We start from the raw sequence: 13,241 nt of genomic DNA, 5'->3' as shown, positions 1-13,241 counted from the left end.
CCCGCTTCGGGGGAAGATGGATTTCGTGTCCACCCCCGAAATTGACGACGACGACTGTTCGCAGCCCCAGCCGCTGCGCCGTAAGCCCACCCAGCGACGAAGCACACGCCGGGTGGAGCGGATGCTCGACGCGTGCGCGGCGCTGCTCGACGAGATCGGCTACGAAGCGCTCTCGACCACCCGCATCGCCGAACGCGCCGGAGTCGCGATCGGCTCGGTCTACCAGTTCTTCCCCGACAAGCGGGCCATCACCCAGGAGCTGACCAGGCGCAACGTGGAGCAGTTCGTCTCCAGGGTGGGCCGCAGGTTCATGGAGGAGGACTACCGCGGCTGGTGGGAGGCGGTCGACGCGATCATCGACGAGTACGTCGACATGCACAGGACCGTTCCAGGCTTCAAAAGCCTGCACTTCGGTGACGCCGTCGACCTCAACCTGCTCGACGTCGACATCGACAACAACGCGGTCATCGCCGGACGGCTGCGCGGCCTCCTGCTCAACGAGTACGGCCTGGCCGACAGCGACGAACTGGACATCGGGGTACTGGTGGCGGTGGAGGCCGGAGACGCGGTGCTCAAGCTGGCCTTCCGCCGCGACCCCAAGGGGTCACCGGAGCTGATCGACGCGGCCAAGCAGATGGTCCGCGGGTACCTCTCCCGCCAGCTCCGCCACCTGTCACCACAGAGCGACAGTTAACTCACCGCCCGAATCCCTTCGGAGCGGTCCCACCCTCAGAGCCGCTCAGGAGCCCTCGCCCTTCGTGGCCGCTCACTCCCCGACCAGGAGCCTTCCCCTTCGGGCCGGCCCACCCTTTTCAGTGAGCCGTCACCCCGCGTCTTCGGCGACGTTCACCCTCTCGGGGCTGCTCCTGAGTGGCCGGGGTGGGTCACTCGGGGAGCCACGCGGGCGGCGGTACCACGGGCTGGCGTTCGCGCTTTCTCGGCTTGAAGTCGGGCTTGTACTCCGGGGCCGGGACGAACGCCGCCGGGGCGGGCTGCTCGCGGATCGGCCTGGCAGGCTGGACCTCGCACGGCGCCGGGTAGGAGACCGGTCTGGTCTCGCGGGCGAGCCGGGCGTTCAGCCGCGCCTCCTGGGCGTGCAGCTTACGCTCGGCCGCCTCGATCGACTCGACGCGGGCGGACAGGTAGCCGGCGGCTCCGGGGATGAGCGCGGACAGCACCACCGCACACGCCAGCGAGAAGGTCACCTGCTTGGACAAGCCCATCACAGCCCCCTCCGTCGCGGTTCGCGCGACGGCTATATGCCCTGCCGCCTGGGACAACACGCGGACTGTGACCAGAGTTGTACCAGGCGTTACTCAATCTGTGCGTGTCTCGCCCTGCGTATTGCCCAGCAAAGACACCGGGTCGCTCGGTAGTCTCGGCGGTGTGGCGTATGTGACCCGTGAGCACCTTGATCGCCTGCTGGAGCGGGCCCTCCTGGCAGACGACCACAGCTCGCTGGCCAGGCAGCTCGACGATCTCGCCCATGAGTACTCCGAGGGCGACGTCTCCCGAGCGTCCATCCTGGTCCTTGCGGCTGAGGAGTGGCGCGCGGCCGGTCAGCCGGCGCGCGCGATGGACTGTTTTCAGCGCGCGCTGGAAGACGGCGGCGAGGCCAGTATCGATCCGCGCGCCGGGATCGCCGACACGCTCTTCGAACTGGAGCGTCCCGACGAGGCCCGCGAGATCATCGAAGCCCTGCGCGCCGAGCCGGCGATCCAGCCGGCCACCGCCCACAACATCGCCGAAACCCTGGTGGCCTATGGCGACCTGAGGGGCGGCCTGGAGTGGGCGACGCAGGCGGTGCTGTCGTGCGACAAGGACGACCCAGAACACGTCGCCCTCCTCCGCACGCGCTACCGCATCAGGGTCGACCTGGGCCTCCCAGAAGACGACCTGGACGCCCTGGTGTCCTAACCAGAGCGACGCCCTCCCTCCCCGGTAGCCCCCGGCACCGGCTCCGGCCGTGCCCAGCCGCTCGCCTCCGGGCACGGCGGGCTGCCCCCAAACCACAGACCGCACATCAGAACCTCGGGGCGGCGGCACGACGTGGATGCACCGGCGCCACATGGGCACATCGACCCGGCCCAACGGACGCCAGGAGACCGCCGTCAGGAGCCCGCGCGTCCGCCGGACGGCGTCAGGCGGTGGAGGCCGCGGTAGCCGGACGGCGCCAGAGACGCGGCAGCGGGAGCGCGTCAGGCGGCGGCGTGGTGTTCGGCGTGGGCGCACTGGCGCTACACGGCTCCCGGCTCTCGCGGCACGGTCCTCCGCGGCACGGCCAATCGCGGCACGGGCCCTGTGGTGAGCGAGGCGGCGCGCTGGCATGCGGTTCCGTGTGGCGGCGGTGTGGCGCTTTCGTGCGGCTCCGTGTGGCTGCGTGGCGCTCTCACGTGGCGCGGGGGCCTCGGGCGGTGACGCCGTCGGTGGCGAGGTGTCGGCTCGCGGAGGTGGCCATCCCTGGCAAGGCAGGGCGCGGCTCTGGCAACGCGATCCCCATGAGACAGGCAAACGGTGGCCCCGGCAGGGTGGCCTGGGTCAGGGCTTGTGGGGGGTCGGTGGGGTTGTGGGGTGGCGGGGAGCCTGGGGTGGTCTCGGGGGTGGGTGGCGGTGCAGGACGGAGGAGCGCGCAGATGTCATGGGTGAGCCCGCGTTCGTCACGAGGGGGTACGCGAGGACGTGCGACGGCGCGCAGGCTCGCGAGCGAGGGATGAGGCAAGAAGATGAGGGGTTGGAGCGCCACGATGTGGGGCTCGGGCCGCGTACGTGTTTCCTCGCCTGCCACCAGGGCGCGGGCATGGTGGCGGCGGTCAGGGGTTCGCGTGGCCATCCGGGTGGAAGCTTGGCAACAGATCACCAGCACCCATTGCCAGAGATGACCTTGGTTGTGCCATGATTGTCTTCGTCTTCGTGCAGGGCTGGTCGGAGACAACGAATGGGCTGGTCAGAGCCCTTATCGGAGCGGTCCTGTAAGTTGTGGTCAGCAACGTGCACGGGCCGCTCTGATCTATGCGCCTACGGCGAGCGTGTCGATGTCGAATTCGCCGGCACGGACACCGAGGGTGAAGGCGTCCCACTCCTCGGGAGTGAAGACCAGGACCGGTCCGTCCTGCTCCTTGCTGTCCCTCAGCGCGACGTTTCCGTCGGCCAGGCGAGCGAATTCAACACACGCGGAATTGCCGTTGCAGAAACGGCTCTTCCGCCAGGCGGGCGTGACGTCCATTGGTTGTTCCTTATCCTGAATAGCGCTTCAACAGCCCCTTTGGTGTTGATTGCGCTTCTGAGTGGCCCTACCGCCACTGCATGATCTTGCGTTGGACCAGTACCCGAGATTCGTCCTCGGACAGGGCCGTGGCTCGAAGATGCTCAAATGCCTGCTCGTAGTCAGCCACAAGGTCCAGCGCCTCCACGAAGCGGGCCCCGTAGAGCAGCTCCAAGTAAACAGCATCGTCGAGGTCCACGAACTTCAGATGGACGAAGGCACCGGTGTTGACCGGATGCTCGCCGTCCAAGGGCAGCACCTGAACGTTCACGTGAGGAAGCAGGGACATCTCCAGGAGGTGTCCGAGCTGCTCACGCATCACCGAGGGCTCACCGAAACGCCGCGTGAGCACGGATTCGTCCAGCACGACGGAGACCTCGGCCGGATCGGATCTGTGCAGGACACGCTGCTGCCGGTCGAGGCGGGCCTCGACACGGCTGCGGACACCGCTGTGCGTGATGCGCGCGATGCCCCGGGTCGCCAGGATGACCTCCCTGGCGTAGTCCTCGGTCTGCAGCAGGCCCGGCACCAGCTGGGGTTCCCAGCCGCGATGAGCGGTGGCCTCTGCTTCCAGCCCCAGGAATGTCGTGTATTCCGAGGGCAGGGCGTCCTCGTAATCCTCCCACCAGCCGCGCTGGTCGGCATCCCTTAGGAGCCCCAGCAGTTCGTCGAGTTTCTCATCGTCGACCTTGAACAACCGGGCCATCGCCTCGATGTCCTCGGTGCTTGGCATGGTCTTGGAGGACTCGATCCTCGACACCTTGCTGGGCGACCAGCCGAGACGCTCGGCGGTCTTGGCCCCGGTCAGCTTTCGGCGCTCACGAAGTAGGCGCAGCTCCTGGCCTAGCCTGAGCCTGCGGACAGTCGGGCTGCCCTGCTCTGATGGCACCGTCCACTCTCCTCATCGGGAATGAAGGTGTAGCGGTAAAGGACCGTTTGGAGCCCGGGTTTCTGGGCCGTTCACCCAATCTTACACTGCAACTTGCACGTGTAGTGCCACTTGGGCTTGCTCAAAGAGTTCCACGGGAGGACGGTGGAGGCAAGAACCTTCGCTGGCGCTCCCCGGAGTGCACCTGATAGGCCCCTGACAGTTCTGATGCAAGTTGCACCGCAAGCCGGGAAGCAAGATGCGAAGAAATGTAAATCTTCTCTTGCTTAGAGTATTGCAGCAAGCACGGCCCGGGAGGACGATCAGGCCAGGAGGAGATGACGAGGGAAAAGGGAGGCCGAACATGGACATACGGCCGCACACCCCGCATCTCCCGCTGAACGCGTGCGGCCAAGGCCGCTCCACCGGCAACGTCGCCGTCCCGGATACGTGCAACAACACCAGGGAGGCCGTTTGCCGGAAGGACACCGAACGCAAGTAGCGCCGCGTCGTAGCTCGTTCGAGCACAGAAATGCCGGACCGAAGCTGACCGCCAACCCGCCGCTCAAGGGCTGCCACCCTGCGACGACCCGGCTGCAGCACTCGGCCCGGCGAAAGAAGCCACCTCGAGTAATGCCGCGAAAGGGGTCTTCTATGTACTCACAAGGTACCAAGGGCCTGAGCCGAATCAAGTCCCGGATCCAGGAACTCATCGCGTGGGCCGACCGGGAAATCTGTATGGAGCCAGACGAATTCGCCCACCGGCGAGGCTGGACCGTGGCACGGACCGGATTCGGCGCACGTTGCTACCGCGACCCACGCTTCGACCAGCTCAAGGTCACGGCCAAAGTTCCAGAGGAGGTGTCCTAGATGTCCCCCAGGAACCCCAGGAACCAGATCTACCCGGGAGTCGAGGACCTGCCTCCGGCCGGTCGCACCGGCCTCCTCACCGCCCTGTGGCGCATCCGCACCGAGCTCCTGCTGATCGGCGCGCTCGCCCTGTTCGTCCTGGCGGTGGTCGCCGCCACGCAGGACGGCGTCTGGCTCCCCTTCATCATGCTGAGCAGCGCGGTCTCCGTTCCGGCCGCCACCCGTTACGGGCGCGGCTGGTTCGTCGGCCACTTCTGGTGCCTGATCACCCGGCACCGCCTGCAGCGGACCTGCCTGGAGACCACCATGCACACCAGGTCGGGCCGCATCCCCCTGGTCCTGTGGATCACGCCGACCGTCACCGGTGAGAAGGCGCTCATCATGACCAGGGCCGGCATCTCCGCCGAGGAGTTCGAGGCCTACGCCGAGGAGATCGCGGCGGCCTGCTGGGCACGCAGCTCGCGGGTCTTCCGGCACCGCAAGTGGGCCAGCCTGCTCATCGTGGAGACCGTACGCAGAGACGGGGTCGAGGGCGCCGCCTCCCCTGGACTGGACCGTTTCTACGGCCGCAGGGCCTGGGTCAGCCTCAGGCCCGACGTCGAGGAGCCGCCTGATCTTCCCAAGACGCTCCTCCTGCCCCTCGTGGGCTGAAACACCAAGCAAGCCCCGGAGACCGCGGGGGCTCCGGGGCTTCCGCCCCACAAAGCCCACCCAGGGTTTTGTGGGGCTTTCGCGGTCACGAGTTGGGGTCTTCACGACGGGACGGCAAAAGGTCAAGATGAGTCTGGATAGCGAACTCAGGAGTTCTCATGACGACCGTGCACCGTACCTGCCCGCTCTGCGAAGCCGTCTGCGGCCTGACCCTGACCCTCGACGACGGCGGGCACGTGACGAGCGTGCGCGGTGACAAGGAGGATCCGTTCAGCAAGGGTTTCATCTGCCCCAAGGGCGCGAGCCTGGGCAAGCTGGACGAGGACCCGGACCGGCTGACCCGGCCGCTGGTCCGTGAGGGTGAGCTGTGGCGGGAGGTCGGCTGGGACGAGGCGTTCGCGGCGGTTCAGGAGGGTTTCTCCAGGGTCACCGAGACGCACGGGCGCGAGGCGTTCGGCGTCTACCTGGGCAACCCCAACGCCCACACGATGGCCGGAGCCCTCTACGCCGCGCCGATGATCCGGGCGCTCGGCACCCGCAACGTCTTCTCCGCCAGCACCGCCGACCAGATGCCCAAGCACGTGGCAAGCGGGCTGATGTTCGGCCACCCGCTCAGCATCCCGGTGCCCGACCTCGACCGCACCGACTACCTGCTCATGCTCGGCGCCAACCCCCTCGACTCCAACGGCTCCCTCTGCACCGCCCCCGACTTCCCGGGGCGCCTCAAGGCGTTGCGCGGGCGCGGCGGCCGCCTGGTCGTCGTCGACCCGCGCCACACCAGGACGGCGGCGCTGGCCGACGAGCACGTGTTCATCCGCCCTGGCACCGACGCCTACCTGCTGTTCGGCATCGTCCACACGCTGCTGGCCGAGGGCCTGACCGACGTGCGGCAGGAGATCAACGGGCTGGCCGAGCTCACGCAGGCGGCCAAGCACTTCGCCCCCGACGTGGTGGCCCACCGCACGGGCGTTCCCGCCGAGGTGATCGTACGGCTGGCCCGCGAGCTGGCCGGAGCCCCCACGGCCGCGGTCTACGCGCGCATCGGCACGTGCACGGCCGAGTTCGGCACGCTGGCCCAATGGCTGGTGGACGTGGTCAACGTGCTGACCGGCAACCTCGACCGGCCGGGCGGCGTCATGTTCCCGATGCCGGCCACGGAGGGCGGGCGGCGGCGCAAGCCGTACCAGACGGGAAGGTGGCGCAGTCGCGTCAGAGACCTGCCGGAGGCGAACGGCGAGCTGCCCGTCGCGACGCTCGCTGACGAGATCGAGACGCCGGGGCAGGGCCAGATCCGCTGCATGGTGACGGTGGCCGGCAACCCGGTGCTGTCCGCGCCGAACGGCGGGCGGCTGGACGGGGCGCTGGGCGAGCTGGCGTTCATGGTGAGCGTCGATCCGTATCTGAACGAGACGACCAGGCACGCGCACGTCATCCTGCCGCCGCCGAGGGTGCTGCAGGCGGGGCACTACGACTTCGCGCTGCTCGGGTTCGCGGTGCGCAACTACACGCGTTACTCGCGGCCACTGCTGCCGCTGGCCGACCGGCCCTCCGAGGGCATGATCCTGGCCAGGCTGGCGGTGATCGCCTCGGGGCTGGACGGGGATCTGGACGCGTTCATCATCGGGCAGACGTTGGAGAAGGCGGTCTCCACGCCGGGCTCCGGTGTGGAGGGCAGGGACGCCGGCGAGCTGGCGGCGCTGCTCGACGGCGAGTCCGGCGCCGAGCGGCGGCTGGACATGATGCTGCGGCTCGGCCCCTACGGCGAGTGGTCCGGGCGCGGCGAGCTGTCGCTGCGCAAGCTGCTCGACAACCCGCACGGCCTGGACCTCGGTCCGCTGGAGCCCCGGCTGCCCGAGTTGCTGACGACCGCGTCGGGGCGGGTCGAGCTGGCGCCGCCGCAGCTCATCGACGACGTGGAACGGCTGCGCGACGGCCTGGGCGACGAGCCGCCGGGCTTCCTGCTGATCGGGCGCCGGCACCTGCGCTCGAACAACAGCTGGATGCACAACGTCGCGCCGCTGGTCGGCGGGAGCAACCGGTGCACGCTGCAGATCAACCCGGCGGACGTGGACCGGCTGGGCCTGGACGGCTACGCCACGGTGAGGTCGTCGACCGGTGAGCTGACCGTGCCGCTGGAGCCGACCGACTCGATCATGCCGGGCGTCGTGAGCCTGCCGCACGGCTGGGGGCACGCGGGCAGCGCACAGAGCGTGGCGGCCGAGCACCCGGGAGTGAGCGCGAACACGCTCACCGACGAGTCCACCGTGGATTTGCCGTCCGGAAACGCAGTGTTCAACGGGGTTCCGGTCACGATTTTGCCAACCGGTGTGATCACCGCACATTAGGGTGTCGCGCGTGACTATCGCGCCAGAAGAGGACCGCCTGAACGCCCAGATCGCCTTCGCCGTCGAGATCGACAAGTTGAAGCGGGTGATCCGCCGCAACCATCTCATGGATGGTTCGCGGAGGGAGAACGACGCAGAGCACTCCTGGTATGTCGGACTCCTGGCCATGATCTTGGGAGAGCACGCCCCGGCGGGCACCGACATCCAGCGCGTGGTCGCGATGCTGCTCGTCCATGACCTGGTCGAGATCGACGCTGGTGACACCTTCATCTACGACGCCGAGGCGGTGGCGGCGCAGGCCGGCGCCGAGCGGGCCGCCGCCGACAGGATCTTCTCCATGCTGCCGGGTGAGCAGGGCGCGGAGATGCGGGCGCTGTGGGAGGAGTTCGAGGCCAGGCAGACGGTGGAGTCGCGCTTCGCCAAGGCGCTCGACCGGTTCGCGCCGATCCTGGCCAACCACCACACCGAGGGCGGCACCTGGCCGCTGTTCAAGGTGAAGGCGTCGCAGGTGCGGGAGAAGGTGCGCATCATCGAGGAGGGCTCGGCCTCGCTGGGCGTGTACGCGCTGGAGTTGGTGGAGCTCTCGGTGGCCAGAGGGCACCTGTCCGAGTGACCGGCCCATGCCCGGGGTAGGGCACTTGTCGTGAAAGAGACAGTACGCGCGAGACGTCGGCACTTGCGGCGTTTCGTGGGGCCGGTCGACCTGGCCGACCGGCTGGAGAAGACCAGAGCCCTGGACGAGCCGATCCGGGTGCTGGCCAAGACCGTACGCGAGAAGGTCCGCCCCGGGCGGCTGCGCGATCTGCTGCACGGCGTGCCCACGGGCAAGCCGCTGCACCCTCCGCTGGCCACGGCGACGCTCGGCTGCTGGCTGTCGGCGAGCGTCCTGGACGTGGCCGGCGCCGACCGGCGGGCGGTCCGGCTGCTGCTGGCGGCCGGCATCGCGGGCGCGGTGCCGACCGCGGCGGCGGGGCTCACCGACTGGTCCTCGCTGCACCGGGAGCAGCAGCGGGTCGGGTTCGTGCATCTGCTGGCCAACGTCGGCGCGCTCGGGTTGTTCTCCGCCTCGCTGCTGGCCCGGCTGCGCGGCCACGATCGCGGCGGGCGGGTCCTGTCGTTCCTCGGGCTGGGCGCGGCGGGCGTGGGCGGCTATCTCGGCGGCCATCTGGCCTACCGGCAGGCGGCGGGCGCCAACCACGCGCCGCAGGTCTCCCACCTGGTACCGCTCGGCTGGCACGACCTCTGCCTGCTCAAGGACCTGCCGAGCGGGCGGCCGGTCGCGCGCCGGCTCGGCTACATCCAGCTGTTCGTGCTGCGCACCGGCGAGTCGGTGACCGTGCTGGCCGACCGCTGCCCGCACCTGGCCGGGCCGCTGCACCAGGGCCGCCTGGTCGTGGAGGACGGCGAGGCCTGCGTGGTCTGCCCCTGGCACGGCAGTACCTTCCGCCTCGGCGACGGCACGGTCAAGCACGGCCCGGCCACCGCCCCCGCGCCCACGTTCGAGACCCGGATCAGGCGTGACGGGACCATCCAGGTACGCCCGGGAGGTTGACGTAAAGCTTACTTGAGGTTCTACCGTCGATCCATGTGCGAGATTCTGGTGACCGGGGCCTCCGGCGACATCGGCCGGCACGTGTTCGCCTCGCTGAGCGCGGCGGGCGTGCCCGTGCGGGGGCTGTCCGGGAAGGACATCGACCTGCTCGATCCGGTAAGCCTCGACGGGGTGGAGACGGTGTTCCTCGAGTGGCCCGCTCTGAACGCTCAGCGGGCGGCCCCGGTGATCGAGCTGATCGCCAGGCACGCGCGGCGCGTGGTCTTTCTCTCGACCCACACACACGGCTTCCACGCCGACATCGAGCGGCTGATCGAGCATTCCGGGCCCTCATGGACCTTCCTACAGACCAGCGGGCTGGCGACCGGCACCCTGGCCATGGCCGATCAGGTGCGGAACGGGGTGGTACGCCGGCCGCACGGGATGGCCAGGAGGTCCTTGATCCACGAGAAGGACGTGGCGGCGGTCGCCACGCACGTGCTGGCCTCGGCCGGGCACGGCGGCGTACGTTACGCGCTCAGCGGGCCCGAGGCGCTCACACAGGTCGAGCAGGTGCGCATCCTCGGCGAGGCGGTGGGCAGGGAGGTGCGGTGGGAGGATCTGGCGCCCGAACTGGCGCGGCCGGAACTGCTGAGGGCCTGGGGGGACGAGGCGTACGTGGACGCGGAGCTCAAGGCCTTGAGCGAGTTCGCGGACTCACCGGAGCCGGTCACCAACACCGTGCGGGTGCTGACCGGCCGGGAGCCGCGGTCGTTCCGGGAGTGGGCGCGCGATCACGCGGACGCCTTCCGCTGATCGGCGGGGTGCTCGACCAGGGCGAGGATGCGGCTGGACATGAACCGGGCGGTGCGTACGGCACTGCCGCTCCTGGTCACCTCGCTGACTTCGACCAGACCTCGGCGGGTGGCCACCTCGACCCTGCGGCCGGCGCGGGTGGCCTTGACTTCGTAGGTTCGCGGGGTTCCCCCGGCGTCGATGACGATCTCTACCCAGTCACCCTTCATGTCTGGATTTATACCCAGAAAGACCTATTTTTATCCGTACACTAGTTTGATAATCGCCGCGATTCCGACGCAGACGATGATGCCGCGCAGCACCGGAGCGGGGATCTTCCTGCCGACCTTGGCGCCGACGTAGCCGCCGATCGTGGCGCCCACGGCGATCCCGGCCACGGCCCACCAGTCGACCTCCGCCACCAGGATGAACAGCACGGCGGCGGCGCCGTTCACGATCAGGGACAGGACGTTCTTGGCGGCGTTGACCCGCTGCAGGCCGTCGGTGAGGAAGCTGCCGAGCAGGCCGATGAGCAGCACGCCCTGGGCGGCGCCGAAATAGCCGCCGTAGACGCCCGCGCCCAGCACGCCCAGCCACAGGACGACGCCGCCGTCGGGGTGCGCGTGCTCACGCCGGGCCGACAGCCAGCCGTTCAGCTTGGGCTGGATGACGACGAGCACGCAGGCCAGCCCGATCAGGATCGGCACCACGACCTGGAAGACGTCCGGGTCCAGCCAGAGCAGCAGCAGGCCGCCGGCGAGCGAGCCGATCAGCGAGGCCGTGCCCAGCTTGACCAGCCGCTCACGCTGCCCGGACAGCTCGGCGCGGTAGCCGTAGGCGCCGGTGAACGAGCCCGGCACCAGGCCGATGCTGTTGGAGACGTTGGCCACGACCGGGTCCACGCCTACCGCCACCAGCGCGGGGAAGGTGATCAGCGACCCCGACCCCACCACCGCGTTGATGGCTCCGGCCCCGACCCCGGCCGCGCACACCGCGGCCACCTCCCACGGCGTCACTGCCCCTCCTCGCTCAGAACTCGTTTCCCGAGCTTAGAGACCTGGGAGATATCTCTTTACGCCGGGTCCTTCGGCGGGCCGAACAGGCCGCCGAGGCCCTCGATCACCTTGCCCATCTCCGACGGCACGATCCACAACTTGTTGGCGTCGCCCTTGGCGATCTCGGGAAGCATCTGCAGGTACTGGTAGGCCAGCAGCCGCTGGTCCGGATTGCCCTCGTGGATGGCCTTGAACACCATGCCGATCGCGTCGGCCTGGCCCTTGGCCCGCATCGCCTGCGCCTCGGCGTCGGCCTGCGCGCGCAGCACGGCCGCCTCCGCCTCGCCGCGCGCCCGCAGCACCGCCGCCTGCTTCTCGCCCTCGGCCGTCAGGATCGCCGCCTGCCGTTGGCCTTCGGCGGTCAGGACGGCGGCGCGCTTGTCACGGTCGGCGCGCATCTGCTTCTCCATCGAGTCCTGGATGGAGGAGGGAGGGTCGATCGCCTTGAGCTCGACCCGGTTGACCCGGATGCCCCACTTTCCGGTGGCCTCGTCGAGTACGCCGCGCAGCTCGGTGTTGATCTCCTCGCGGGAGGTCAGCGTGCTTTCGAGGTCCATGCCGCCGACCACGTTCCTCAGCGTGGTGACGGTGAGCTGCTCGACGGCGACGATGAAGTTGGCGATCTCGTAGGTGGCCGCCTTGGGGTTGGTCACCTGGAAGTAGATGACGGTGTCGATGGAGACGACCAGGTTGTCGGAGGTGATCACCGGCTGGGGCGGGAAGGAGACCACCTGCTCGCGCAGGTCGATCTCGTCCCTGATCCGGTCGATGAACGGCATCACGAGGTTGAGTCCCGGGCCGAGCGTGCGGTGATAGCGGCCGAGCCGTTCGACGATCGCCGCGGTCGCCTGCCCGATGATCCGGACCGTCCGGTACAGAGCCAGCCCCACCAGGACGACCACGACAAGGATGACGATGAGCTCCGTGGCCATGGCACGCTCCGGAAAGTCGTGGGGGTCCCGACCACGGAGATCCTATTTGGTTTTGTACGGAGGCGGTCGGTAACCGCACAAATACGATCTAGTGCGCTCTCGCATACCAGCGGCCCTCGGCGCTGCGGTCCAGCGACAGCGGCACGCCGAAGGTGCGGGAGAGGTTGTCGGCGGTCATGACCACGTCGAGTGGCCCCTGCGCCACCACCGAGCCGTGCTTCAGCAGCAACCCGTGCGTGAACCCGCTCGGCACCTCCTCGACGTGGTGCGTGACCAGCACCAGGGTCGGCGAGCGCCGGTCCCCGGCCAGCAGCGACAACCGGCGCACCAGGTCCTCGCGCCCGCCCAGGTCGAGCCCTGCGGCCGGCTCGTCGAGCAGCAGCATCTCGGGGTCCGGCATCAGCGCGCGGGCGATCTGCACCCGCTTGCGCTCGCCTTCCGACAACGTGCCGAACCTGCGCCTGATCAGATGGGCGGCGCCCATCATGTCGATCAGCTCGACCGCGCGGGTGACGTCGTTGGAGTCGTACTCCTCCGTCCAGCGGCCGAGGATCGCGTACGACGCGGTCAGCACCAGGTCGATGACCTTCTCCTCGGCCGGGATGCGCTCGGCCAGCGCCGCGCTGGCCAGCCCGATCCGCGGACGCAGGTCGAAGACGTCGGCCTGCCCCAGCCGCTCGCCCAGAACCTCGACCAGACCTTCACTCGGAAACAGCAGCGTCGCCGCCACCTGCAGCAGCGTGGTCTTGCCCGCGCCGTTCGGCCCGATGACCACCCAGCGCTCGTCCTCGTTGACCGTCCAGTCGATGCCACGCAGGAGAGCCGCGCCGTCGCGTCTGACGGCGACATCCTGAAGCCGCAGCACCTGACCGCCCATCCCCGATACCTCCTCGCGCCCGATTGTCCCGGTTGCCGGAACGCACGGGACAAAC

At 69.0% G+C, this 13,241-nt stretch carries 14 protein-coding genes; 7 read left to right on the top strand and 7 right to left on the bottom strand.

The window, feature by feature from the left end; genetic code table 11:
- Positions 1 to 25: 25 nt before the first annotated feature.
- Positions 26 to 694 (top strand): TetR family transcriptional regulator, encoded by a 669-nt coding sequence (locus ACFWYW_RS36685; RefSeq protein WP_379611362.1) that lies wholly within the window; start codon positions 26 to 28, stop codon positions 692 to 694.
- Positions 695 to 884: 190 nt separating this feature from the next.
- Here the strand turns inward: ACFWYW_RS36685 and ACFWYW_RS36680 are convergent, their stop codons facing one another.
- Positions 885 to 1,223 (bottom strand): hypothetical protein, encoded by a 339-nt coding sequence (locus ACFWYW_RS36680; RefSeq protein WP_379611361.1) that lies wholly within the window; start codon positions 1,221 to 1,223, stop codon positions 885 to 887.
- A gap of 163 nt (positions 1,224 to 1,386) precedes the next feature.
- On the opposite strand from ACFWYW_RS36680, the gene ACFWYW_RS36675 reads away from it, so the two are divergent.
- Positions 1,387 to 1,917, top strand: coding sequence for a tetratricopeptide repeat protein (locus ACFWYW_RS36675; RefSeq protein WP_379611360.1), 531 nt, complete (start codon positions 1,387 to 1,389; stop codon positions 1,915 to 1,917).
- Between the two features lie 1,090 nt (positions 1,918 to 3,007).
- Here ACFWYW_RS36675 and ACFWYW_RS36670 read toward each other — a convergent pair.
- Positions 3,008 to 3,223, bottom strand: coding sequence for a DUF397 domain-containing protein (locus ACFWYW_RS36670; RefSeq protein ID WP_184958714.1), 216 nt, complete (start codon positions 3,221 to 3,223; stop codon positions 3,008 to 3,010).
- 67 nt (positions 3,224 to 3,290) lie between these two features.
- Complete coding sequence (locus tag ACFWYW_RS36665; protein WP_379611359.1) at positions 3,291 to 4,151, bottom strand: helix-turn-helix domain-containing protein; 861 nt, start codon at positions 4,149 to 4,151, stop codon at positions 3,291 to 3,293.
- A gap of 849 nt (positions 4,152 to 5,000) precedes the next feature.
- Between ACFWYW_RS36665 and ACFWYW_RS36660 the strand changes: the two genes are divergently transcribed.
- The 5 genes from ACFWYW_RS36660 (at position 5,001) to ACFWYW_RS36640 (ending at position 10,343) form a co-directional block, all read left to right on the top strand.
- Positions 5,001 to 5,651 carry a hypothetical protein gene (locus tag ACFWYW_RS36660; RefSeq protein ID WP_379611358.1) on the top strand — a complete coding sequence of 217 codons (651 nt, stop codon included), beginning with the start codon at positions 5,001 to 5,003 and terminating at the stop codon, positions 5,649 to 5,651.
- A 158-nt stretch (positions 5,652 to 5,809) separates the two neighbouring features.
- Positions 5,810 to 7,996, top strand: coding sequence for a molybdopterin-dependent oxidoreductase (locus ACFWYW_RS36655; RefSeq protein WP_379611357.1), 2,187 nt, complete (start codon positions 5,810 to 5,812; stop codon positions 7,994 to 7,996).
- A 1-nt stretch (position 7,997) separates the two neighbouring features.
- Complete coding sequence (locus ACFWYW_RS36650; RefSeq protein WP_379611356.1) at positions 7,998 to 8,609, top strand: HD family hydrolase; 612 nt, start codon at positions 7,998 to 8,000, stop codon at positions 8,607 to 8,609.
- Between the two features lie 63 nt (positions 8,610 to 8,672).
- On the top strand, positions 8,673 to 9,548 hold the full coding sequence (locus tag ACFWYW_RS36645) for a Rieske 2Fe-2S domain-containing protein (RefSeq protein WP_379611355.1): 876 nt from the start codon (positions 8,673 to 8,675) through the stop codon (positions 9,546 to 9,548).
- Positions 9,549 to 9,581: 33 nt separating this feature from the next.
- Entirely contained in the window at positions 9,582 to 10,343 is a 762-nt protein-coding gene (locus ACFWYW_RS36640) for a nucleoside-diphosphate sugar epimerase (protein ID WP_379611354.1), read from the top strand.
- Here the strand turns inward: ACFWYW_RS36640 and ACFWYW_RS36635 are convergent.
- The 4 genes from ACFWYW_RS36635 to ACFWYW_RS36620 form a co-directional block, all read right to left on the bottom strand.
- On the bottom strand, positions 10,322 to 10,552 hold the full coding sequence (locus ACFWYW_RS36635) for a hypothetical protein (RefSeq protein WP_184958722.1): 231 nt from the start codon (positions 10,550 to 10,552) through the stop codon (positions 10,322 to 10,324). The genes ACFWYW_RS36640 and ACFWYW_RS36635 overlap by 22 nt on opposite strands.
- Positions 10,553 to 10,582: 30 nt before the next feature.
- Positions 10,583 to 11,338 carry a sulfite exporter TauE/SafE family protein gene (locus ACFWYW_RS36630; RefSeq protein WP_379611353.1) on the bottom strand — a complete coding sequence of 252 codons (756 nt, stop codon included), beginning with the start codon at positions 11,336 to 11,338 and terminating at the stop codon, positions 10,583 to 10,585.
- Between the two features lie 56 nt (positions 11,339 to 11,394).
- Complete coding sequence (locus tag ACFWYW_RS36625) at positions 11,395 to 12,309, bottom strand: SPFH domain-containing protein (protein ID WP_379611352.1); 915 nt, start codon at positions 12,307 to 12,309, stop codon at positions 11,395 to 11,397.
- A gap of 88 nt (positions 12,310 to 12,397) precedes the next feature.
- The gene (locus ACFWYW_RS36620; protein WP_379611351.1) at positions 12,398 to 13,186 is read right to left on the bottom strand and encodes an ABC transporter ATP-binding protein; all 789 of its coding nucleotides are present in this window, start codon (positions 13,184 to 13,186) and stop codon (positions 12,398 to 12,400) included.
- Positions 13,187 to 13,241 lie beyond the last annotated feature (55 nt).

The organism is Nonomuraea sp. NPDC059023, from assembly GCF_042740095.1.
Taxonomy (GTDB): Bacteria; Actinomycetota; Actinomycetes; order Streptosporangiales; family Streptosporangiaceae; genus Nonomuraea.
The sequence above is the reverse complement of the archived record's forward strand: the minus strand, read 5'-3'. Positions and strand labels throughout refer to the sequence as shown.